Source organism: Sphingomonas sp. EC-HK361, assembly GCF_902498785.1.
Taxonomy (GTDB): Bacteria; Pseudomonadota; Alphaproteobacteria; order Sphingomonadales; family Sphingomonadaceae; genus Sphingomonas.
Genome location: NZ_LR701494.1, coordinates 1,767,805 through 1,788,539 on the forward strand (window position 1 = coordinate 1,767,805; position 20,735 = coordinate 1,788,539).

Genomic DNA, 20,735 nt, shown 5'->3' on the forward strand with positions numbered 1-20,735 from the left:
CAAGTTCGTTTACACTGACGTATTCGCGCCACGCCCCGTCGGTGAAAAACACGTCATGTGGCGCGAAGACACGATATCCCTATTGATATGTTGTAACATTGCCGATAGCGGCGCCGGGACAAGCGTTCAAAGGTTCAAGGAGTCGCGCATGAAGTCCCTCGCCATCGGTGCCAGCCTCGCTGCCCTCGCCATCGCCAGCGTTGCCCACGCCGATCCGGTGACGACATCGACACCTGCCGACGCGACGCAACCTGCCGACGATCAGGCCGCCCAGACGAAGCGGCAGGACGATATCATCGTGACCGCCCCCGTTCAGCGCAACGAGGCGGACGTGCTCCAGGGCACATCGGTCCTGAAGGGCGCCGATCTCACCCGCGAACTGCGCCCGACGATCGGCGACACCCTTGCGCGCCAGCCCGGCGTATCCTCCACCTCGTTCGGGCCGAGCGCCTCGCGCCCGGTGCTACGCGGTTTCCAGGGCGACCGAATCCGCGTGCTGACGGACGGCATCGGCTCGATCGACGTGTCGAACACCTCGGTCGATCACGCCGTCATCATCGATCCGCTGCTCGCCGAGCGGATCGAGGTGCTGCGCGGTCCGTCCGCGCTGCTCTACGGGTCGTCGGCGGTCGGCGGCGTCGTCAACGTCATCGACACCCGCATCCCGCGCACCGTGCCCGAGAAGGGTTACCGGCTCGATGCGATCGGCACCTATGGATCGGCGGCCAACGAACGATCCGGCGGCGCGGCGGCGGATGTCGCGGTCGGCAAGCACCTCGTCCTTCATGCCGATGGCTCCTACAGCAAGTCGGACGACCTCAAGATCGGCGGCTACGCGCTGACGCCCGCCGCCCGCGCGCAGGTGCTCTCGCAGGTCGGCCTGCCGCAGGACACCGACGAGCCGATCGACTTCGCCGCGACAGCTGCGATCAAGGACAAGTTGCCCAACACCGCCGCGCGCACCTGGACGGCAGGCGTCGGCGCGACCGTCATCACCGATGGCGGTTCGCTCGGCGTCTCGTACAGTTACTATGACAGCCTCTACGGCGTGCCGATCCGCTACGCGACCGAGGTCGGGCAGGAGCAGGAGGCCCCGCGGCTCAGCGTCGTCCAGAACCGCTACGACCTTCGCGGCGAAGTCGATGCCGGCGGCAGCCTCGTCGACAAGATCCGCATCCGCCTCGGCCATGCCGATTACCGCCATTTCGAGCTGGAGGAGGACGGCAGCGTCGGCACCGCCTTCTACAACAACGGCACCGAAGGCCGGCTGGAGATCATCCAGGCCGATCGCGGCGGCTGGAAGGGCGCGTCGGGCGTCCAGTATTTCAACCGCATCTTCAACGTCGTCGGGGACGAAGCCTTCCTTCCCAAGAACGAGACCAACCAGACCGGCCTCTTCACGCTCCAGCAATATGACGCCGGCGCGTTCAAGTTCGAGGGCGGGTTGCGCTACGAATTCACCGACGTCGCCGCGCGCACCCCGGCTGACGACCTGCGATTCTTCCGCGGGCAGAGCAGCTACCAGGCGCTGTCCGGATCACTGGGCGGGTCCTATGCCTTGGCTGAGGGAGTCCGGGTCGGCCTGAACCTGTCGCGCACGGAACGCGCACCGACGGGCGAGGAGTTGTTCGCCAACGGCGCGCATGCCGGAACGCAGGCCTATGAACTCGGCAGCCCCGACTTCCGCCTCGAAAAAAGCTGGGGCCTGGAAGGCACCTTCCACGCGCATGGCGACGGCTTCAGCCTCGACGCATCGGCCTATTACAACTGGTTCACCAATTACATCTCGGAAAATCAGGTCGATCCGTCGATCTGCGAAGCCGCCGCCGCGCCGTCCGGCCGGACCGTCGACTTCCCCTGCTTCCAGTATCAGCAGCGCGATGCCCGCTACTGGGGTGTCGAATTCGATGCGTCGAAGCGGCTCGCGACCTTCGGCGGCACCGCGATCAACGCCGATCTGCTCGGCGATTACGTCCACGCGAACATCGTCGATCTGGGGCCGATCCCGCGCATCCCGCCGATGCGCGTCCTCGGCGGGCTGGAGGCGCAGGCCGACAGGATTTCCGGTCGCGTCGAGGTCGAGCATGTCTTCAAGCAGGACCGGATCGCCGCTTTCGAAACGCCGACCGCCGCCTACACGATGGTCAACGCCTCGCTGAACCTCAAGCCGTTCGGGTCCGACAGCAAGACGTCGCTGCTGTTGAGCGCCAACAACATCTTCGATGTGGATGCCCGCCGCGCCGCGAGCTTCCTGAAGGACTTCGCACCGCTCGCCGGCCGCGACATCCGCGCGACGTTGCGGTTTTCACTGTAAGCGTCGCCCCTGCGAAGGCAGGGGTTCATGTCTCTCCGTGTCGCGTGCTACAGAGAGACATGGATCCCTGCCTGCGCAGGAATGACCCCGTCTAAAGCGAAAACGGGCTGGCTGGAATCACGCCCCTCCCGGATCGGATAGGTCGAGAACGCTCTATCGCACCGCCACCGTCCGGCTCAGCTTCGACACGCCCGTCTCGTCGAACGCCTCGACCGCCGCGTAATAGGGCACCCCTACGTTCAGCGCCCGAAGGTCGAGCGCGGCCTGCGCCCCGTTCGCCACGCGGTCGGCAAACACCTGATAGGTCAGCGTCAGTCGATCCGGCCGGATGCCCCAGCGCACATTGTAGCCGACCGCGCCCGCCACCCGCGCCCAGCGCACCGTCGCGTCGCGCGTGTCTTTCGCGCGCACTGCGCTGACGGACGCGGGCGCGGCGGGCAGCTTGCCCGCGGCGTTCCCGAAAACGCGGATGTCGCTGATCGCGAGGTTCGCCGCGCCGACATGCCCGTGGACATAGCGGATGAAGCGCGCCTCGACAGGCTTCTCCAGCTCGAAATAGGCGTTGGGGCGGTCGCGGCGATCCGCCCCCGTCTCCGCGACCTTCGACCAGACCTTACCGTCGCGCGACGCTTCCACCGTGAACGCGGTATAAATATCGGGCGCGTCGCCGAACCGCCCGGACCTATAGTCCGCAAAGTTCACCTGCACCGCGCGCACCGTCTTCGTGGACCCCAGATCGAGCGTCAGCGTCTCGCCCGGCCTGTTTGCGCCTGCAACCCAGAAGGTCCGCGGGTTTTCGTCGGTGACGGTCGATGCCGCGTGATCGCCCATCGTCGAAGATGCCGTCGCGGGCTTGCGATAGGACAGCAGCATCCAGCCGGTGAACAGGCTGTCGAGATCGTCGGTCTTCTTCGTCGGCATCCAGTGCGGGAAGTCGCCGAACCGGGTCGAGACGATCATCTGCCCGTCGCTGGTGAACCGCGTCGGGAACATCGCGATGCGCCGCTCGAACGTCCAGTTATAGCCGATCCACGGCGTCCCCGTGTTCCACCAGTTGCCATACGCGTCCTTGAAGGTCGAGCCGTGTCCGGCGCCTTCAACGAACCCGCCGGGCTTGTAGGCGACCGGGTTGTAGGGCGCGTAGCGGAACGGCCCCATCGGGTGATCGGCGACGTAAGTGCCGTTGGAATAGACGTTATACTCGGTCCCCGGCGCGCCATATTGCAGATAGTAGCGGCCGTTCACCTTCGTCATCCACGCGCCCTCCATGAAGGGCTTGATCGGGGTGCCGTCGGGCAGACCACCGCTGTGATCCTGGCCGAAGCGTTCCCAGCCGTGGCGTTCGGGTTCCAGCCCGAAGAGCGGCCTGGGCTTGCCGATATAGGTCAGCCGGTCCTTGGGATCGAGTTCGATCGCGTAAAGCGGGAAGACGTTCGACGAGTTCCAGTACATATACCAGCGTCCGTCATCGTCGCGGAACAGCGCGGGGTCCCAGGGGCCGGGCGGCACCTCCCCCGGCTTGATGCTGTCCTCGAACCCCGATCGCACCGCGCCCGGCAGCGGCGGCGTCATCCGGTTGAGATAGTCGAGCTTCCCGCTTGCCGGATCGTCGGTGACGTAGATCGGCCCGCGCTGGGTCGTCGACGGCATCATGTAGAGCCGCTCGCCATCCTCCCACACCGCCGGCGCCACGACGCTCTGCGCGGGCCATTTGCTGGGCGTGATGAAGTCCCAGTGGATGAGATCGGTCGATCGCCAGTAACCATCGGCGAGCGTCATGAAGAGATAATAGGCGCCCTTGAACCGCACGATCGCCGGGTCCGCGCCGGTGCGATAGGAGATACGCTCGACATCCTGCTCGAAATTGTAGCGGTAATCGATATCGACCGGGTTGGTGTAGGTCCGTTGCCCGGCGAGCGTCGGCGAGGCGGTGGCAAGAAGCAGAGCGGCAAGAGGGAGCGCGATACGCAAGCGGCGAAACCCTTCCTTAGTGACAGCGGACGAAGATGTTGGCGGTCAGCCGCCCGACGCGCGGATCGGGCGAGAGCGGCATGTCGGGCGGGATGATGCCCGAATGGAGCAGGCTGCCGGGATAGAGGACCAGCCGGTCGGCCACCGCCTCCACCGCGCCGATCTGCTCGAAGGCACCGTTGCTGGCGTTGATATAGCCGCCGCCGGGGGTCGCGGCGGTTTCGGCCCGTGCGGTTTCGACGAAGCGGCCCATATTGCCGTCGTCCACGCGCTCGATCCCCGTCGATCGCTGGCGGTAGAAGGCCGTGCCGCTGGCCATCGGCACGTTCAGATAATGCATGATCGCGAGGTGGCGCGGATCGGTCGCGTCGAAATGCGGGATACGCTGCGGATCCGACAGCGCCGCCGGCGCCCGCGTCACGATCGAAAAGCTCGCCTCGATCAGGTCGAAGCCCTCCGCGTCGAACGCACCCCCGATGAACGGCGCCGCCGCCTCGAGCGTGCGGGCGACATAGGCGAACGCCGGCTCCTCCTCGCGCAGGATGCGTCGGACGCCCGGATAATAGGTGTCCGCGCGCGGGAACGGCGCAAGCGACGCGGCAAGCGCGACGAGCGACGCGACGTCCCCGCTGAACGCATCGACCGTCACGACCGGCGTGCCTGCCTCTCCCACCCGCTGGAGCGCTGGCTTCACGACGGAACATTCCTTTCGAACAAAAAAGGGGGCGGCCACGCGGCCACCCCCAATGACTGACATCAATAGGGGGCTGACGTCAGAACTTATACTTGGCACCCACCTGGAAGGAACGGGCATAACCGACGGTGTCATATTCCTTCTTGGTCGGGTTCACGCCCGAGCCGGCCGTCCAGGCCGAATAGGTCCGATTGACCGCATCGAAGATGTTGAACGCAGCCACGCTGACCTCGAGATCATGGCCCCACGGCAGCCTGAAGTTCTTCGACGCCCGCAGATCGAGGTTGAAATACCCTACGATCTCGCCCGGCCAGAACACGCCGCCGAAGTTGCCGTAGCAGCACGCCTTTTCCGGCGGGTTGGCCGGGAAGATGACCTGGCCGAAAGACGGGCCCGACGAGACGGTCAACGTGCCAGACAGCTTGGTGTCGAGCGGCCCCTTGACGATCCCGGTGCCGACGAATCGGTATTTCTCGACCCCCGCGACATAGTTCCAGCCATAGGCATCGACCCGTGGGCCGTTGTAGAATTCGTCGCCCTGCAGGTCCTGCGCGACGTTGGAGGTCGCCTTCTGGATCGTCAGCGTGCTCGTGAAACCCCAGCCGGCTGAATCGGTATAGGGCTTCTCGGCGGTGAAATAGACCGCGTTGTAGACGGCCTTGCCGTCGTTCGTACCGATGTTCAGCTTGCCGCCGTAGTTGGGCAGCAGGCCGGCATCAGGGAAGATATCCTCGATCCACTGGTCACCCTGCGACGTGTAGGTTCCATCGGGCAGGCGGTTGCCGCGCACGAACTTGAAGATGTTGTGGCTGCGGATGTGGCTGAACGTCACCGACGTCTGCACCGCGCCCAGACGCTTGCGGAAGCCGAAGTTGAACTGATCCGAATAGGGCAGCTTGGTGTCGTTGTTCAGCAGCCAGACGTCGCCGCCCAGCCCCGACGCGGTTGCAGCGGCACGCAGGTTATCGACGTTCTTGAGGTTGGAATTGTAGGCGATCGTGTTCGTGGGCAGCACATTGTTATTCTGCTGGCGAATCGACTGGCAGGTCGGCTGACCGGGACCGTCGCAGAAGTTCAGCGTCACGACCTTCTGATAATAGGATTTTACCGTCTCGATCCCCGAGGTGATGAACAGCGGCCGATCATAATAGCGGCCAGCGCCCGCAAACAGGATCAGATCGCGGTCGCCATTCACGTCGTAGGACAGGCCGACGCGCGGCTGGAACGCCTTCCAGTAAGGCTTCCGGTTGCTGCCGGTGGAGATGTAGTCGTTGGGGTCGATCCCCGCCGCCTTCCAGCCCTGATAATTCTGGAGCGCGGTGACGATCGCCGCCGGCGTCACGAACTTCTCGTTCTTGGCGTTGTCCTCATAGTCCCAGCGCAGCCCGAGATTGACCGTGAGGTGATCGTTGACCGTCCAGTCGTCCTGGATGAAGGCGCCGATCTGGTTGTCCTTCGCGAACGCCGGCTGCACCGGCACCACAGAAATCGCGGCGCCCTGCGGGGTCGACGCATCGAACGACGTGTAGGTCGACGGCTGGAAATAATAGGTGCCGTTGCTCTGCAGGTCTTCTTCGCGCGACAGCTCGTTCCGCGCGTATTTTACGCCCGCCTTCACGACGTGATGATCGCCGAAGAAGGTCACATTGTTCTTGAAGGTCCAGGTCTTCTGGTTGTCATATTGTTCGAAGCCATTCGCACCGAGACCAGCCTGGACCGCGCCAGCCGTCCCGAGAATGATCTCAGGACCGGTGCCGGTACGAGGCGTGCCGTTGAACACCGTATTGTAGGCGACCGTCAGTTCGTTGAGCCAATTCTCGCCGCGGTGATTCCACTCGCCCTGATAGAGGTCGATCTTCGACTGCAGCAGATGCCCGTGCGAAGGCACGTTCACACCGCCGAAGTCGGAAAGATTGCTCTCGCGGCGGAAGAACCCGCTGAAGTTGATCGTGTCCTGCGCGCTCGCGAACAGCGTCAACTTGCCGAAGTATAGTTTCTGGTTGAATTTGGTTGGATAGCTGCCGTTATACTGGCTTGCGATCGCTTCGGGCACAGCTTGACTGGCTGTCGTGTTGGTCGTCAACAGCTGCACGGCCGTCGAAGGCTGCGTGATATCGGTCGCTTCGAACGCGCCGTAGAAATGCAGGACGTCCTTGATGATCGGGCCACCCAGATCACCGCCATATTGCTTGCGCGAATAGCTGTCCTTCGGCTTGAAGCAGATCTTCGACGCATCATCCGGACAATTCGTGCCGATGTTGTTCTTGTGGCCCGGCCGATCGAAATATTTCCGCCCGTAGAAGGACGAGGGAATCCAGTCGCCGAAAATATCCCCGTGGAACTTGTCGCCGCCGGTCTTGGTAACGGCGGTGATGATCGCGGACCCGGCCTGCTCATACTCGGCCTTGAAATTCTGGGTATCGACCTTGAATTCCTGCACCGCGAGCTGCGGGAAGGGATTGCCCTGGCTGAAATTCTGGCCCGCCACGCCGCCGTGATTGACCTGGTTCTTCAGGCTCAGGCCATCGATGAAAACGTTGATGTTATCGGCGCTGACCGCGCCCGCCTGCACCTGGCGCGCATTGCCGTTGCCCGGCGACACCGCAACGCCCGGGGCGAGCGCCGCGAAGTTCAGGAAGTTGCGCTCGGCCTGCGGCAGGTTCTCGATCTGCGCCTGGCTGACGTTCGTCGAGATCGTCGCGGTGCGCGTCTCAAGCTGGCGGCGGCCGGTGACGACGATGTCGCCTGCGGCAGGCGCAGGGGCTTCGCCGGGCGCCGCCGTCTCGGCCGGCGCTGCGGCTTCGCTGAAATCGACGATCGCGGTCTGCCCGACGGGCACGGTCACCTGCTGCGAGGGCTTGCCGGCCACGTCGACGCGGTAGGTCGAGGGGCGCAGGCCGACAAAGGTGAAGCCGCCCGACGCGGTCGTCCGGGTGCTGAGCTTCTGGCCGGTGAAGGTGTCGGTCGCGGTGACCGTGGTGCCGGCGGCGGCGCCCGGCACCGTGCCGCGGATCGCGCTGGCGGTCTGCGCCTGCGCCGGCGCGCTGATGACGATGGCGGCGGCGAGCGCGGAGGCCGAAATGCCGTGCGCGATGCTCAAACGACGAGAGCTGAAAATCATGTGCAAAACCTCCCCTGAAACGTCCGAACCTCTTGTCCGCCAGCGCCGCCGTCCCGCACCGAAACCGGTTACGCGACGACGGGCACTCGACTCGCGAGGCCTGTGGAAACGCTTACACGCGAGAGTAACCGGTTACAATTGGCTTCGCGGGGCCGTTTCGGGCTTTTTAAGGGTAGGTGTGTTCAGGCGGCCACAGCAGGCGGCGGCGCGGGCGCGGCGAAGTTGCGCGCGACGAACGCGGCATGGTCCGGCATCCGGTTCGCGGTGTCGTCGATAACCTCTTCGATGTCCTTGAGGAAATCGGAGATCTGCTGTGGCGGCAGCGTGTCGATGACGGGATCATACCGCATCGGATGCCCCTGTCCGATCAGAACCTGGACCCAGCTCTCCTCGCGGAAAAGCTCCGCCTGCCGATGCATGAAGAAGCGGCCGGATGTGCGGAACAGCTCCAGTCGCTCCGCCAGGCTGTCGGGCACCGCCATGTGCTTCACATGCCGCCAGAACGGCGTGTCTTCCCGGTCGGTGACCTTATAGTGCGCGATGATGAAGTCGCGCACGTCGCGATATTCGAAATCGGTCTGGCGGTTATATTCCGCCACATCGACCGCCTCGATCCCGCTCGCCGGGAACAGCGCGATCAATCGCAATATTCCGGTCTGAATCAGGTGGATGCTCGTCGATTCCAGCGGCTCAAGGAACCCGCCCGACAGCCCGATCGCGACGACGTTCTTCTCCCACGCGCGGTGGCGCTTGCCCGGCGCGAAGGCGACGGGGCGCGGATCGGCGAGCGGCTTGCTGTCGAGATTGGCGAGCAATACCTCCGCTGCCGCCTCGTCCCTGGTCAGCGCGCTTGCATAGACATGGCCGTTGCCGATCCGGTGCTGGAGCGGGATCCGCCACTGCCACCCCGCGTCGCGCGCGGTCGATCGCGTGTAGGGGGTGAGCGGCGAGACGCTCTCGCACGGCACCGCCTGCGCGCGGTCGCACAGCAGCCACTCGCTCCAGCTTTCATAGCCGACGCCCATCGCCTCGCCGATCAGCAGCCCGCGCATGCCAGAGCAATCGATGAACAAATCGCCTTCGATCTGCCGTCCGTCGTCGAGCACGACGTGAGTCACATGCCCGTCCTCGCCGTGCCTTGCGACCTCGACGATGCGCCCCTCGATGCGGGTGACGCCGCGCGCTTCCGACTGCGCGCGCAGGAACTTCGCGAACAGCGACGCGTCGAAGTGATAGGCGTAGTCGATCCCCGCCATCGGCGAGCCCGGATTGCGCGGATCGGGAAAGGCGAAGCGGTTGCGCCGCGCAGCCAGCGTGTTCAGCGCGTAATGGTCGAAATGCTTCGCGCGACCCTCGGCCGCCAGCTTCAGCCAGATGTGATGCGGGTGCAGCCACATCAGATCCTGCCCAATCTTGCCGAAGCCGTGGATGTAGCTGTTGCCCTTCGCCTTCCAGTCGACGAACTCGATGCCGAGCTTGAAGGTCGCCTGGCTGGCGCGGAGCATCTCGGCCTGGTCGATACCCGCGATCGCGGCATAGTTGCGGATCGCCGGGATCGTCGCCTCGCCGACGCCGATCGTGCCGATCTGATCGGACTCGATCAGGCGGATGTCGAAGCCCTTGAGGAGCTGCGACAGCATCGCCGCGGTCATCCAGCCGGCGGTCCCGCCGCCGACGATCGTGATCCGCCTGACCCGCCGGTCCCCGCCCTGCTGCCCCTGCGTCATCCCAGCCATCCTCCGGTGAAGCCCGCGCGCTTGAGGCCACGGCGGATGACGTCCGACGTGCGCATCGCCCGCCACACCGCACCATCGCGGGTATTGGCGATCGCGCCGATGATCGCGCCTTGATCGATGCCGAGATAGTCCTTCGCCACCCAGCCATAGCGCGCGTCAATGGTGCCGGAATCGGTCTTCACGTCGGTATAGTTGAAGCTGGGGTTGAAGCTGTCGAGGAATCCGTATTTGCCGTAGATGCGCGATCCGTGGACGCGGTGGAGCGCCTCCGCAGCCGGGACGCAGATTTCGGGCGCGAAGGCGAGGCTGCCGAGCACTGCGGTCGGCGCGATCGTGCCGTCGTCCAGCCCGTCGGGTTCGGCGATCGGCCCGCGTGCGGCATAGCCGTAATATTGCGCCTGATGGCCGTTATGGCGCAGCATCGCGTTGGCGGGGCCGTCGCACGCGGTCAGCCCCCACACGTCCTTCGAATAGCCCGCCCAGCCCATCGGATTGGCGGCGCAATAGGCGCGGTTGGCATAGGTCGCGCGCCGGCTGTTCTCGAAATAATCGAGCCCCGCCGCCCGCATCGGCGCATCGCGGATACCGCGGAAATCGATCCACATCTGACTGTATTGATGGCCGAACAGCGGCGCAAAGGCGAGGCGGCGCGTCGCCCCCTCCCCGCGCCAGAAGCGATCATAGGGCGCGGTCCACAACGACCAGCCGCCGTCGGCGATCGGATGCCCCGCCGAACCGAGCGCGAGGATGTAGACCATCATCCCCTCATTATATCCGTCCCACCGCCGCTCGATGAAGCCCTTGTCGGGGTGCCACCCCATCGAGATCGCCTTGCCGTCGGGCTGGAACCACGGCCACTCCGCCTTCGCCACGACGCGCGCGCCGATCTCGCGGATCTGGCGCTCGACCGGATCGGCGCCGTCATAATAGGCGACCGCGTGAAGGATGCCGAGGAACAACAGCGTCGAATCCACGCTCGACAATTCGGTATCGCGGAAGCGGTGCCCGGTCTTCATGTCGAGAAAGTGGTAGAAGAAGCCCTTGTGCCCGGTGATCCCGCTCATCGCGGGGCCTTGCTTGGCCGTGTCGAAGAACTTCAGCGTCGTCAGCGTCAGGTCGCGTGCCGCGCTCCGGCGCACCCAGCCCCGATCGACACCGATCGTATAGGCGGTCAGCGCGAAGCCGACCGCGGCGATGCTGGCGAAGGACGGCGTCGGCCAGCGATCGGGCACCAGCCCGTTCTCGCGGTTCGCCAGGTCCCAGAAGAACGCGAAGGTGCGGTGCTCGATATCGTCGATCAGCGGCGGCAGCGTGGTGGAGCCGCGCGGCGCTGCCTCCGCCAGCATCGGCGCACAGCCGGCCGCCGCCAGTCCGGCGCCCGCCGCTGCCGAGGTCGAGAGAAACGCGCGTCGGCCGATACGCTGGTCGACAGGAAACAGGGTCATCGCCGGGCCTTTTCGGATTGCGTCGTCTGGCGGACGACAAGATCGGGAACGAGAAGTTCGGTGCTGGCGTCCGCGCCCTTCCCCTCGAGCTGCGCGACGAGCCGTGCGACCGCCTGCGCGCCGATCTCCGCCATGTGCACGCGCATCGTGGTGAGCGCGAGATACCGAGCGAGCGGCACGTCGTCGAAACCGGCCACCGCGACATCGCCGGGCACGTCGATGCCGGCATCGCGCAGCACGGTCAGCGCGCCGAGCGCCATCATGTCATTGGCGGCGAACACCGCATCGAAGCGCGTGCCCACAGCGAGCAGGTCGCGCACCGCCGCGGCGCCGCCATCGTCGCTGAAGTCGCCGGCGACGACGATCGGCTCGGCATCGCCCCGCTCGGCCATCGCGGCGAGGAACCCCGCCTGCCGTTCGGCGCTGTCGATATTGCCCGCAGGACCGGTGATATGCACGATCCGTCGCTTGCCGATCGCGAGCAGATGCCGGGTCATCGTCTCCGCGCCGTGCTGGCTATCGATCCGGAGCAGCGGCCGCCCAGACCCGTCGGCGCTATGCACAAGCACGGCGGGCAACCCCGGCGGAAGCAGGATCTCGAGTCCTGCCGCATCGACCTGCGGCGCCATGACGACCAGGCCATCGACCCGCCCGCGCATCGCGCGTGTCGCGTGGCTCGCCATGTCGATATCGGCGTGCATGTTCGACAGCAGCAACTGGTAGCCGCGCCCGCTTGCCTCGCGGTCCATGCCGCGCACGATCTCGGAAAAGAACTCGCCGTGCAGATCGGGCAGCACCACGCCGATCGCGTGCGTGCGCGCCATGCTGAGGCTGCGCGCGCCAGCATGCGGAACGTAACCGAGCGCCTTGGCGGCGGCATTCACCTTCGCGCGGGTATCGGGGTGGACGTTGCTGTGCCCGTTCAGCGCGCGCGAAACCGAGGCCACCGACACGCCGGCGCGGTGAGCGACATCACGAATATTGGCCGCAGCCATCCCCGTTCCCCAACCCTTCGTATCGACGACAGGATCGTCGGCGACCAACGCTTCGTCATTGCATTATGCGGCGTTCAGCGTCTACGTAACCGGTTACACGCAATGGTCAACGGCGAAGCGCTTCGGCGCAAGCACGCCGGCATCTCGGAGGGGTCTTTTTCCATGACGGACATTCGGATTTCGCGGCGCGCGGCACTGCTGGGCGCGGGCGCGATCGCGGCCTGGGCGTCCAGCCCGGCACGCGCGCTGTTCCAGGCGACCGACTCGCTGGCCGTCCCCGCCTTCATCGACGCGCTGATCGCAAAGATGACGCTGGAGGAAAAGGCCGGGCAGTTGCAGCTGATGGCGTCGGCGTGGGGGGGCGGCGTCGCGACCGCGCTCAACCCGCCATCGACCGGCCCCAGCTTCGAAGGCCAGATCGCCGATGCCGTCGCGGGCAAGCTGACCGGCGTGTTCAACGGCAACGGCGCGGAGATGGCGCGGCGGATGCAGACCGCGGTAATGAAGCAGTCGCGGCTCAAGATCCCGCTGATCTTCGCCGCCGACGTGATCCACGGCCACCGCACGATCTTCCCGGTGCCGGTCGGCGAGGCGGCGAGCTTCGAACCCGATCTCGCGATGCGCACGGCGCGGGCCGCAGCCTATGAGGCGGCGGGCGCGGGGATCGACTGGACCTTCTTCCCGATGGTCGACATCGCCCGCGACCAGCGCTGGGGCCGCACGATGGAGGGCGCGGGCGAGGACGTGCTCGTCGGCGAGCTCTTCGCCGCTGCGCGCGTGAAAGGCTTCCAGGGCAAGGACCTCGCCGCCAACGACGCGGTGATGGCCTGCATCAAGCATTTCGCCGCTTACGGTGCGGCTGAAAGCGGGCTCGATTACAACAGCGTCGACCTGTCCGAGCGCACGCTGCGCGAAATATATCTGCCGCCCTATGAAGCCGGGTTCGCGGCCGGCGCGATGTCGGGCATGGCTTCGTTCAACGAGATCAACGGCATCCCCGCGACCGCCAACAAGTGGCTGATGCAGGAGGTGCTGCGCGACGAGTGGAAGTTTCCCGGCATCATCGTCTCCGACTATACCGGCGATGAGGAGATGATCGCGGCGGGCTATGCCAGGGACGGCCGCGATGCCGCGCGGCTCGCGATCCTCGCCGGTGTCGACATGAGCATGCAGTCGAACCTCTACACGCTGCACCTGCCCGAGCTCGTCCGGTCGGGCGCGGTGCCGCAGGCGGTCGTCGATCGCTCGGTCCGCCGCACGCTCGCGGTCAAGAACATGCTCGGTCTCTTCGACAAGCCCTTCGGCCGCATCGACCTGAAGCGCGAGAAAGCGCGGTCGCGCACCAAGGCGAGCCTGGCCCTGTCGCGCGAGGCGGGGCGCAAGGCGATCGTCATGCTCAAGAACGACGGCGATCTGCTGCCCCTCGACAAGTCCGCGAAGATCGCGTTGATCGGCCCCTTCGCGAGCGGCCAGCATGACTTGAACGGCCCTTGGGTCGTCTACGGCGACAACGCGCAGGCGATCGACCTCGCGACGGGCATCCGCAACGCGGGTGCACGGAACGTCAGCGTGACGCTCGGCTCGGGGGTCGAGGCGCCGCTCGCCGGCGGAATCGACGCCGCGGTTGCCGCAGCACAGGCGGCCGATATCGTCGTCCTCGCGATCGGCGAGTCCGAAGGCATGTCGGGCGAGGCGCAGTCGCGCGCCGACATCGTCCTGCCCGAACCGCAGATGGCGCTCGCGGAAGCCGTCGCGAAGACCGGCAAGCCGATCGTCGTCGTCCTGAAGAATGGCCGCGCGCTCGCGCTCCACGGCGCAGTCAAGGACGCGCCTGCGATCCTCGTCACCTGGTTCCTGGGATCGGAATCGGGCAACGCGACCGCCGATGTGCTGTTCGGCGTCTACAGCCCCGCCGGCCGCCTGCCGTGCAGTTTCCCCTATGAAAGCGGGCAGGAGCCCTATCACTACGACCACAAGGCGACCGGCCGCCCCGCCCCCGATGGCCCCCGCGTGCCCTACAAGGCGCAGTGGCGGAGCGCCCCCAACGCCGCGCTCTACCCGTTCGGCCACGGCCTGACCTACGGCAAGGTCGGCTATGGCGCGCTGACCGTCGCCCCCACGATGGCGTGGGACGGCAGGCTCGAGGTCAGCACCACGGTCACCAACTCCGGCAAGCGCGCGTGCGAGGAAGTGGCGCAGCTCTACATCCATGACCGGACGGCGAGCATCACCCAGCCGGTCCGCAAGCTGAAGGCGTTCCATAAGGTCGCGCTCGCCCCCGGCGCCAGCGAGACGGTGAAGTTCACCCTGACCCGCGAAATGCTCCAGTTCCTTGGCGAGGACCTGAAGCCAACGGTCGAGCCCGGCACCTTCGACATCTGGATCGCCCCGTCCGCGCAGGCCGACGGCGCCAAAGGCAGCTTCGAGCTGGTGAAGGGATAAACGCAAAACGCCCGATGGACCAGAATCCTCCCCCGCCAGGGGGAGGTGGCAGCAAAGCTGACGGAGGGGGAGGACGCGCAAACGATCGTGAGCGCTTGCCGACCCCTCCGAGCCGCTGCGCGGCCCACCTCCCCCTGGCGGGGGGGGGGGAAGCACCAAATCTCGATCCGTCCTTAGACCGCCCGCACCCGCTCGCGCACCAGCGACTCCACCACAGTCGGGTCGGCGAGCGTCGAGATATCCCCCAGATTGCCGGTATCGTCCTCCGCGATCTTGCGCAGGATGCGCCGCATGATCTTGCCCGACCGCGTCTTCGGCAGACCCGGCGCGAATTGCAGCGCATCGGGCGAGGCGATCGGGCCGATTTCCCTGCGCACCCATTGCCGCAATTCGCCGCGCAGGTCGTCGGACGCCTCCTCGCCGGTGTTCAGCGTCACATAGGCGTAGATGCCCTGCCCCTTCACGGCGTGCGGCATGCCGACGACCGCGGCCTCCGCCACCTTGGGGTGCGAAACGAGCGCGCTCTCGACCTCGGCGGTGCCCATCCGGTGGCCGCTGACGTTGATGACGTCATCGACGCGGCCGGTGATCCAGTAATAGCCATCCGCATCGCGCTTGCAGCCGTCGCCGGTGAAATACTTGCCCGGATAGGTGGTGAAATAGGTCTGGAAGAACCGGTCGTGATCGCCCCACACCGTGCGCATCTGCCCCGGCCAGCTCCGCGTCAGGACAAGGTTCCCCTCGACCGCCCCGTCCAGCACCTTGCCCTCCGCGTCGACGATCTGCGGGAAAACCCCCGGCAGAGGCTTCGTCGCCGATCCCGGTTTCAGGTCGGTCGCATAGGGTAGCGGCGAGATGAGGATGCCCCCCGTCTCGGTCTGCCACCAGGTGTCGACGATCGGACAGCGGCGGTCTCCGACGACGCGGTAATACCAGTCCCACGCCTCCGGATTGATCGGCTCGCCGACGCTGCCGAGCAGGCGTAGCGACGCGCGGCTGTGCTGCTTCACCCAGCCATCGCCCTCGCGCATCAGCGCGCGGATCGCGGTGGGTGCGGTGTAGAGAATGTTGACGCCCAGCCGGTCGATCGTCTCCCACAAGCGGCCATGGTCGGGATAGTTCGGTACCCCGTCGAACATCACCGTCGTCGCCCCGTTCGACAGCGGGCCGTAGACGACATAGCTGTGCCCGGTGACCCAGCCGATATCGGCAGTGCACCAAAAAATCTCGCCCGCCCGGTAATCGAACACGTCGGCAAAGGTCTTGGTCGCCCATACCAGATACCCGCCGGTCGTGTGCAGCACGCCCTTGGGCTTGCCCGTCGATCCGCTGGTGTACAGGATGAACAGCGGGTCCTCCGCATCCATCGGCTCGGGCGCGCAATCGTCGCTGACGCCTGCCAGAGCGTCGTGGAGCCACACGTCGCGCCCCTCGACCATCGTGACGTCGCCCCCCGTGCGGCGGATCACGAGCACCATCTCGACACCGGGACAATGCGCGACCGCGGCATCGACATTCGCCTTCAACGGGATCGGCTTGCCGCCGCGACGCCCCTCGTCCGCCGTGATCACCAGCTTCGAATCGCAGTCCTGGATTCGGTTGGCGAGGCTGTCGGGCGAGAAACCGCCAAAGACGATCGAATGGATCGCGCCGATCCGCGTGCATGCCAGCATCGCCGCCGCCGCTTCGGGCACCATCGGCAGATACAGCGTCACCCGATCACCCTTTTTCACGCCATGCGCCTTCAGGACATTGGCGAAACGGCAGACCTCGCGGTGAAGCTCGCGGTAGGTGACTCGGCGCGTCTCGCCGGGCTCGTCGCCCTCCCAGATGATCGCGACCTGGTCGCCGCGCGTCGCAAAGTGCCGGTCGAGGCAATTGGCGGAGACGTTCAGCTGCCCGCCGCCGAACCAGCGGATGGCGAAATCACCCTCGTCGAACGAGCTTTCGTCCACCGTATCGAACGGGCGCACCCAGTTCACGCACTTCGCCTCGGCGCGCCAATAGGCGTCGCGGTCGTCGCGGGCCGCTGCATATTGGCGGGCATATTCGGCCGCGTCGATGCTCCCGGACGTGCCTTTGCCTGCGCGGTGAACAGTCTCGGTCATTGGGCTCTCCTCCCCTCAACCCTCCCGCGCTCGGCCCACCGGGTCAAGGTTGCGCAAGACGGGCCGGGCTGCAAGGAGGCGATCGAAGCGCGCGCCTCCGCCTGCCCGTGTAGAAGGCCGACCTGTGAAAACCTTTTCCCTGCTCGCGCTGATCGTCGGGATCCCCGCCGCGGCAACGGCGCAGGAAATCCCGGCGACCGCACCGCAGGCTACCGTCCCCGACATCGTCGTGACCGGGGTCGTGACCGGGCGCGGGCTGGACGCCTCGCCCGCAGACCGCGTCGTCGATGTGGTGACGCTGGACCGCGACCGGATCACCGCCAACGCCAGCACGCGGCTGGAAAGCGTGCTCGCCGACGTGGCGGGGCTTCAGCAGTTCCGGCGCTCCGATTCGCGCTCCGCCAACCCGACGAGCCAAGGCATTTCGCTGCGAGGGATCGGCGGCAACGCATCGAGCCGCGCGCTGCTGATCCTGGATGGCGTCCCGCAGGCCGATCCGTTCGGCGGATGGGTCGCCTTCCCCGCCTATGCCACCGGACGCCTTGGACAAATTCGCGTCACGCGCGGCGGCGGCAGCGGCTATTACGGCCCCGGCGCGCTCGCCGGCACGGTCGAGCTGGAAAGCGCGGCGCCCGACGGCGACGATCCCTTCATCGGAAGCTTCGCCCATGGCAGCCGCGATTCCACTGAAGCGCAAGGCTCGGCCGCGCTCGTGCGCAGCGGCGGCTTCGCGACAATCTCTGGTGCCTATGCACGCGGCGACGGCTTCGTGCTGACCGTCGCCGAAAGCCGCGGCCCCGTCGACCGGGCGGCACCCTATGAGCAAGCCTCGGGCGCGGTGCGAGCGGTCGTGCGCGTCGCGCAGGCGACGGAGCTGCAGGCCAACATCTCCGCCTTCACCGACGCCCGCGAACGCGGCACGCCCTTCACCGCCAACCGAAGCGAGGGCGCCGACGCCAGCCTGCGCCTTGTCGGGCGTGGACGCTGGGGCTGGTCCGCGCTTGCCTATGTCCAGACACGCGCCTTCGCCTCCAGCTTCGCGAGCATCGACGCCGCGCGGACGACCGCGACCCGCACGCTCGACCAGTATAATACCCCGGCGACCGGCACCGGCGCCCGGCTGGAGATCGCGCCGCCGCTCGGCAGGACCGTCTCGCTGCGGCTGGGCGCCGATCTGCGCGACGTGACCGGGCGGACGAAGGAACTCTACACCTATCTCGCCGCATCGCCGACCAGGCGCCGGGTCGCCGGCGGCGCATCGCAGACCTATGGCGTGTTCGCCGACAGCAGTATCGAGCTCGGCGCGCTCACCATCGCGCTCGGCGGACGAATCGATCACTGGCGTATCGCGAACGGCTTCCTGTCCGAACGCACGATCGCGACCGGCGCGGCGCTCACCGACACTCGCTTCGCCGATCGATCCGGTGACGAGGCGACGGGACGGGCCGGCATCGCGTGGCGCGTCGCTTCCCCACTGACGCTGCGCGCGGCGGCATATCGGGGATGGCGGCTACCGACGCTCAACGAGCTCTACCGTCCGTTCCGCGTCGGAGCCGACGCGACCGCCGCAAACGCGCTCCTGAAGCCCGAGCGTCTCGGCGGCTACGAAGTCGGCGCGACCATCGCGCCCGCGCGCGGACTGCGCGTCAACGCGACTTGGTTCGACAACCGGCTGGACGATGCGATCGCCAACATCACCGCCGGAAGCGGTCCCGGCAATTTCCCCGGCGTCGGCTTCGTCGCAGCCGGCGGCATATACCGAGTGCGCGGCAACCTGGACGCGATCCGCGCACGCGGCGTCGAACTGGACGCGGAGGCGAGCCGCGGCGCCGGCTTCACACGGCTGTCGTGGAGCCACGTCGCATCGCGTGTCGAAGCCTCGGGCGCCGCTGCCCCGCTCGACGGTCTGCGCCCCGCCCAGACCCCAAGCGATCAGCTTTCCGGCACGCTCGGCTGGCGCCACGGCCGCGCCGTCGCCTCCGGCACGCTGCGCTACGTTTCACGCCAGTTCGACGACGACCAGAACAGCCGCAGCCTCGCCCCTGCCACCACCGTCGATGCCTATGCCGCGCTCCCTCTCACCCGCCGCCTCGCGATCGAGGCCCGCGCAGAAAATATCGCTGACGCCCGCGTGGAAGCCGGGATCAGCGGCACAAACGTGATCGAACGCGCCACCCCGCGCACGTTGTGGATCGGCCTGCGTTACGGCGGCGGATGATATCTTCCGAGCGAGCGAGAAAAACCGAACCTGCGCAACGCCAGTTGACCGACGCCCCCACGATATGTCACGGGCGCGTCAGGCATCGATCCGACGCGCACCGGCCAACGCCCCGCGCCCCGGACGACCGATGCGGGTGTAGCTCAATGGTAGAGCAGGAGCTTCCCAAGCTACTGAAAATGGCTGTTTTCTGCCGTTTCCGCTGTAAACTGCGCCAAATCCCGGTCACGTGAAATCAATAACTTAGCGGGACGGGTTTAAACTGGTTTTCGGGGTCAAACGCCGCGCCAGCGCAGTGGCTGTGGGAGGTCATCCGCCGCATAGTCTACCTGCAAAACACGTCGTCTTCGGGGTGGATCTGCCGCGCGCGATCCATGCAGGATGGGCGTTGCATAAAGCCAGATGTCGCCCCGCCCTGCGATACAGAGTTCCTCGCCGAATTGGACAACGATCGACGCAATCTTGGCTTCGAGAATGCGGCCGAGCTTGTGCGATCCAGGCACGATCCGCAGCGGCGCGTTGGTTTCGTCAACAGGATCGAGGTGAATACGCAATGTCACCATCTGCTGAAGGATTGGAAACGGCGGCTCGACCTGCACGAGGCCTGACTTGATCGTCCAGGGGCCGAACCCTTCGACCGATGCGCGTTGCTGGACGACAATCGTGCGGTCCTGGTGCCAACCGAGCGCCCAGTTCGCGCCCTCGGTTTTGTCGAACAGCACCGCCCGGACCGGGCGAGATCGCGGACCCAGAACGCCGGTTGCGATCGACCCTGCCGCACCGCCCGGACCCAGCAGGTCGTGAAGGGCCGGAGCAGCCCCGATCCGGACACCCGGCACTCCGGTCGGCAGGTCCGCCAGAGCGCGTTCAATTGCCAAGCAACACGCCTCGTCCAGCGCAGCGGGAAAGCATTCCGCGCCATCCTTAAGGAAGTTCATTGTTCCGGCAGCCGTCACGCCGGACTGCTCCTCATCATGCTGCGCCGGACCAGCATCATTCATGATCCTGCACTGCCCGCCATGAGAGGCCGAAGCGTTGAAGGTACTTGCGAAGCCGATCGGCGTCGTTGGATGATGCGCGCTGGGCGAGCGACGCTGCAAAGAGGGTGCGGCCGGCTTCAGACAGCGAGCGGCTGCTGCGGCACGTTCTGATTACATGAGCCAGCTGAACGCGATCGAAAGGATCGAGCGCATCGGCCTGCTCCGCGGAGAGAACGCTGTCCAGGCCGTCGTCGACCGCCGCTCCGGTCGACCAGAGCCGCTTGAGCCGCGCGACCTCCGCCGCGACGCAAGGCCCATCGATGCGCCCTTTCGAGCTGAACGTCGCCATGCGCGTGACGCTCGCCGCGAGGTCTCTGAAGTTGCCGGTCCAGCGCGCGTCAGGTGTCGCTGCGAAGGCAAGATAGCGATCGCGTGCCTCCTTGTTGAAGGTCACGCGTGTCCCCTCGCGTTCGGCAAAGCGGTCGAGCTCATAGTCGAGGTTCGGCGCGATGTCCTCGCGCCGGTCGGCAAGCCCCGGCAGCGCGAACGTCCAGAGGTTGAGCCGCGCGTACAGGTCGTCGTGCTGTCCGTCGTCAGATCATTTGGCGCATCTCGCGGCGTAAATTAGTGGAGTGCGGGCCTCGTCTGGGGGTTGATGTTAGGCGGCGCGCTTGCGGTGCTGCAAGCGTCGATGTTCGATGGTTTGTCGCT

General features: G+C 66.4%; 12 protein-coding genes. 3 read left to right on the top strand and 9 right to left on the bottom strand.

Annotated elements, in window-relative coordinates:
• Positions 1 to 148: 148 nt before the first annotated feature.
• On the top strand, positions 149 to 2,314 hold the full coding sequence (locus BOS5A_RS15980; RefSeq protein ID WP_151955872.1) for a TonB-dependent receptor: 2,166 nt from the start codon (positions 149 to 151) through the stop codon (positions 2,312 to 2,314).
• 153 nt (positions 2,315 to 2,467) lie between these two features.
• Here the strand turns inward: BOS5A_RS15980 and BOS5A_RS15985 are convergent, their stop codons facing one another.
• The 6 genes from BOS5A_RS15985 to BOS5A_RS16010 all read right to left on the bottom strand — a co-directional run bounded on the left by BOS5A_RS15985 (position 2,468) and on the right by BOS5A_RS16010 (position 12,276).
• Positions 2,468 to 4,285, bottom strand: coding sequence for a family 43 glycosylhydrolase (locus tag BOS5A_RS15985; protein ID WP_234419386.1), 1,818 nt, complete (start codon positions 4,283 to 4,285; stop codon positions 2,468 to 2,470).
• 16 nt (positions 4,286 to 4,301) lie between these two features.
• On the bottom strand, positions 4,302 to 4,979 hold the full coding sequence (locus BOS5A_RS15990) for a DUF6445 family protein (protein ID WP_151955873.1): 678 nt from the start codon (positions 4,977 to 4,979) through the stop codon (positions 4,302 to 4,304).
• Positions 4,980 to 5,058: 79 nt separating this feature from the next.
• Entirely contained in the window at positions 5,059 to 8,100 is a 3,042-nt protein-coding gene (locus BOS5A_RS15995; RefSeq protein WP_151955874.1) for a TonB-dependent receptor, read from the bottom strand.
• Positions 8,101 to 8,282: 182 nt separating this feature from the next.
• The gene (locus BOS5A_RS16000; RefSeq protein ID WP_234419387.1) at positions 8,283 to 9,827 is read right to left on the bottom strand and encodes a tryptophan halogenase family protein; all 1,545 of its coding nucleotides are present in this window, start codon (positions 9,825 to 9,827) and stop codon (positions 8,283 to 8,285) included.
• Positions 9,824 to 11,281 (bottom strand): glucoamylase family protein, encoded by a 1,458-nt coding sequence (locus tag BOS5A_RS16005; RefSeq protein WP_199857405.1) that lies wholly within the window; start codon positions 11,279 to 11,281, stop codon positions 9,824 to 9,826. Before BOS5A_RS16005 ends, BOS5A_RS16000 begins: the two co-directional genes overlap by 4 nt.
• Positions 11,278 to 12,276, bottom strand: coding sequence for a LacI family DNA-binding transcriptional regulator (locus BOS5A_RS16010; RefSeq protein WP_151955876.1), 999 nt, complete (start codon positions 12,274 to 12,276; stop codon positions 11,278 to 11,280). The genes BOS5A_RS16005 and BOS5A_RS16010 overlap by 4 nt, the downstream gene beginning before the upstream one ends.
• A gap of 162 nt (positions 12,277 to 12,438) precedes the next feature.
• Between BOS5A_RS16010 and BOS5A_RS16015 the strand changes: the two genes are divergently transcribed.
• On the top strand, positions 12,439 to 14,718 hold the full coding sequence (locus BOS5A_RS16015; protein ID WP_151955877.1) for a glycoside hydrolase family 3 N-terminal domain-containing protein: 2,280 nt from the start codon (positions 12,439 to 12,441) through the stop codon (positions 14,716 to 14,718).
• Between the two features lie 173 nt (positions 14,719 to 14,891).
• Here BOS5A_RS16015 and acs read toward each other — a convergent pair whose 3' ends face one another.
• Positions 14,892 to 16,826: an acetate--CoA ligase gene (gene acs / locus BOS5A_RS16020; protein ID WP_151955878.1), complete on the bottom strand. Its 1,935-nt coding sequence runs from the start codon at positions 16,824 to 16,826 to the stop codon at positions 14,892 to 14,894.
• A 124-nt stretch (positions 16,827 to 16,950) separates the two neighbouring features.
• On the opposite strand from acs, the gene BOS5A_RS16025 reads away from it, so the two are divergent.
• Positions 16,951 to 19,044: a TonB-dependent receptor gene (locus BOS5A_RS16025; protein ID WP_442800522.1), complete on the top strand. Its 2,094-nt coding sequence runs from the start codon at positions 16,951 to 16,953 to the stop codon at positions 19,042 to 19,044.
• 275 nt (positions 19,045 to 19,319) lie between these two features.
• Here the strand turns inward: BOS5A_RS16025 and BOS5A_RS16030 are convergent, their stop codons facing one another.
• Positions 19,320 to 20,045, bottom strand: a complete 726-nt coding sequence (locus BOS5A_RS16030) for a phytanoyl-CoA dioxygenase family protein (protein WP_234419389.1) — start codon at positions 20,043 to 20,045, stop codon at positions 19,320 to 19,322.
• Positions 20,038 to 20,478 carry a hypothetical protein gene (locus tag BOS5A_RS16035; protein WP_234419390.1) on the bottom strand — a complete coding sequence of 147 codons (441 nt, stop codon included), beginning with the start codon at positions 20,476 to 20,478 and terminating at the stop codon, positions 20,038 to 20,040. Before BOS5A_RS16035 ends, BOS5A_RS16030 begins: the two co-directional genes overlap by 8 nt.
• Positions 20,479 to 20,735: the final 257 nt, after the last annotated feature.

Excerpts from the sequence above, each read along its gene's own strand:
- BOS5A_RS15995 (WP_151955874.1), bottom strand. The coding sequence starts at position 8,100 with ATGATTTTCAGCTCTCGTCGTTTGAGCATCGCGCACGGCATTTCGGCC.
- acs (WP_151955878.1), bottom strand. The coding sequence starts at position 16,826 with ATGACCGAGACTGTTCACCGCGCAGGCAAAGGCACGTCCGGGAGCATC.
- BOS5A_RS16005 (WP_199857405.1), bottom strand. The coding sequence starts at position 11,281 with ATGACCCTGTTTCCTGTCGACCAGCGTATCGGCCGACGCGCGTTTCTC.
- BOS5A_RS16010 (WP_151955876.1), bottom strand. The coding sequence starts at position 12,276 with ATGGCTGCGGCCAATATTCGTGATGTCGCTCACCGCGCCGGCGTGTCG.
- BOS5A_RS16030 (WP_234419389.1), bottom strand. The coding sequence starts at position 20,045 with ATGAATGATGCTGGTCCGGCGCAGCATGATGAGGAGCAGTCCGGCGTG.
- BOS5A_RS16000 (WP_234419387.1), bottom strand. The coding sequence starts at position 9,827 with ATGACGCAGGGGCAGCAGGGCGGGGACCGGCGGGTCAGGCGGATCACG.
- BOS5A_RS15980 (WP_151955872.1), top strand. The coding sequence starts at position 149 with ATGAAGTCCCTCGCCATCGGTGCCAGCCTCGCTGCCCTCGCCATCGCC.
- BOS5A_RS16015 (WP_151955877.1), top strand. The coding sequence starts at position 12,439 with ATGACGGACATTCGGATTTCGCGGCGCGCGGCACTGCTGGGCGCGGGC.